The organism is Geodermatophilus sp. DF01-2 (genome assembly GCF_004571065.1).
Lineage (GTDB): Bacteria > Actinomycetota > Actinomycetes > Mycobacteriales > Geodermatophilaceae > Geodermatophilus.
In genome coordinates, this window is sequence record NZ_SPQN01000164.1 from 1 (window position 1) to 2,426 (window position 2,426).

The 2,426-nt window shown below is 75.4% G+C and carries 3 protein-coding genes; 2 read left to right on the forward strand and 1 reads right to left on the reverse strand.

Annotated features, from left to right (window positions below):
* Positions 1-123: 123 nt before the first annotated feature.
* Positions 124-804, reverse strand: a complete 681-nt coding sequence (lexA, locus tag E4P41_RS21535) for a transcriptional repressor LexA (RefSeq protein ID WP_209307856.1) — start codon at positions 802-804, stop codon at positions 124-126.
* A 420-nt stretch (positions 805-1,224) separates the two neighbouring features.
* Between lexA and E4P41_RS21540 the strand changes: the two genes are divergently transcribed.
* Entirely contained in the window at positions 1,225-1,851 is a 627-nt protein-coding gene (locus tag E4P41_RS21540; protein WP_135143232.1) for a LysM peptidoglycan-binding domain-containing protein, read from the forward strand.
* Between the two features lie 118 nt (positions 1,852-1,969).
* Positions 1,970-2,426 (forward strand): hypothetical protein (locus tag E4P41_RS21545; RefSeq protein ID WP_135143233.1); only part of this gene is annotated, 457 nt, incomplete at its 3' end.

Consider the following 2,426-nt stretch of genomic DNA (forward strand, 5'->3'; position numbering starts at 1 on the left):
CACCGCCCACACGCACGCGCACACAACCCCAACGTCAAGATCAGCTCGACCGGACACCGGCGAGCCGATCACCCTTACCCAAGAACGCTCCAAGCCCGACTTGACTTCGACCTCATAGGTTGGTCAGACCCGGCGCAGGACCGTGACGACGCGGCCGAGGATGGTGGCCTCGTCACCCGGGATGGGCTCGTACGCCGGGTTGTGCGGCAGCAGCCACACGTGCCCGTCGCGCCGCTTGTAGGTCTTCACCGTCGCCTCGCCGTCGATCATCGCCGCGACGATCTCGCCGTTCTCCGCGGTCGGCTGCTGGCGGACCACGACCCAGTCGCCGTCGCAGATGGCCGCCTCGACCATGGAGTCACCGGCGACCTTGAGCATGAACAGCGTGCCCTCGCCGACCAGCTCCCGGGGCAGGGGGAAGACGTCCTCCACCGCCTGCTCGGCCAGCACCGGGCCACCCGCGGCGATCCGGCCGACGAGGGGGACGTAGGTCGGTGCGGGGGTCTCCTCCGCGGCGACGGGCGCGGTGACCGTGGGCGTGGGTGCGCCCGAGGCGTCACCGGGCAGGCGGACGTCCAGCGCGCGCGGCCGGTTCGGGTCGCGACGCAGCCAGCCCTTCTTCTGCAGCACGCTGAGCTGATGGGCCACCGAGGAGGCCGACGACAACCCGACGGCCTCGCCGATCTCGCGGACCGAGGGCGGGTAGCCACGCCGCTCGATCGAGTCGCGGATGACCTCCAGGACCCGCCGCTGGCGCTGGGTCAGCCCGTCGCCGGCCTCGCCCCGGTCGGGAAAGGTCCGCACGGACGCCGCGGCGGCCGGCTCCGGTGTGGCCGCCGGCGCGCCGCCGCTCCGGCTCCCGGACGTGCGGCGCGACGAGCCGCCGCCGCCCCGGACCCCGCTGTCCGACGTCCCGCTCCTGCCCGCCACGTCTCCTCCTCGCCGGCTGTGCCGTCACAGCCCTCTGTCGTGCGCCCGCCCGGGAGGACACCCGGCCGGAGAGCTCCCGAGGAGCGCCGACCCGGGCCGGGGTCCGCCGCCGCCGGACGGTCGACGGCGGACAGGTGCTGGCCTGCACGCTAGCGCGCCCGCGGGCGGAGTTCAAACGTGTGTTCGAAACTCGCACGGTGTCGGGTCGAACCTGTCGGCGCGGTGCGGTAGACATCGTACGGACGTTCGACCGAACACCAGTTCGATCCGTGTCGACGATCGGGAGGAGACGTCATGGCAAGCGTGCGGCAGGCCGTGCTGGAGTTCGACGCGGCGGTGCAGGTCCCGTGGCGGCCGTTGCTCGGGTCGGGGGTCGCGGGCCGGGCGGCCGGGTCCGGCCGCCCGGCGCGGTCGTCGGACGGGCCGGGCCTGCCGGGCTCGGGTCCGCGGGTCGCCGGACACCTGCGGCCGGTCGCCCACCGCGCAGCCCCCTCGGTGCCGCGCGCCGCCGGGCCGGCAGTGGAGGCGCCGCGCACCCGGCGCGACCCGGTCCGACCGGCCGGCCGTCCGGTGCCGCGCCCTGGCGTGGCGGCGGTTCCGGTCCGCGGCGGCTGTGTCGCAGGAAAGGCGCCCCTGCGGCTGACCCGGCGCGGGCGCCGCCTGTTGATCGTCCTGGTCGCGGCTGTCGCGGTGGGCGTGGCCGTCCTGGTCCATACCGCCCTCGACGCCGGCCCGGGGAGCGACCTCCGACTCGCCGGCGGCAGCGGTGTCGTGGTGGAGCCGGGCGACACGGTGTGGTCGATCGCCGCGGAGCTCGCCGGCGCCGACCAGGACGTGCGCGTCGTCGTCGACGCGATCGAGGAGCTCAACGACCTCGAGGCCTCGGTCGTCGTCCCGGGGCAGGTCCTCCGGCTGCCGTGAGCCGCAGTCGGCGGGCAGTCGGGGTCACGGAGCGACAAGATCCCGCACCGATGTTCGTCAACCCGTAGTCCTGCGTCGCTGACGGTCGGTGGCCGGTCGCCGTCCTACGGTCGGTGACGTGTCAGCGATGTCAGGCAGCCGGGCCGCGATCTTCACGCAGCAGTCGCAGAGCGTCGAGGTGTTCGTGGAGGACGGCTGGTGGCCGGGGTCGATCCTGGGCTGGCGCCACGACGGCGGGGGCAGGTGCGCGGTGTGGGTGCGCGTGGCCGTCGCCGGCGTCGACCGGGAGGTCTGGACCGACCTCGCCGACCTCCGACTTCCGGAGGCCCGGCCCGTGCCGGCCATGGTCCCGACCACCGGGCCCGACCTGGTCCCGGGTGCCGCCGAGCTGCTCCCCGGCGCCGCAGCCACTCCGCGGCTGTCGCTCAGCGAGGCGGCCGCACGCGAGCAGATGGTGGCCGGTGTCCTGCCCCCATCGGCGTCGGGCGGCGCACGCCGGCGCCGGCACGGCGGCGACGTGACCGCCGAGCTGCCGGTCGTTGCCGACGGCGCCACGGCCGGGCGGCACCGGGCCA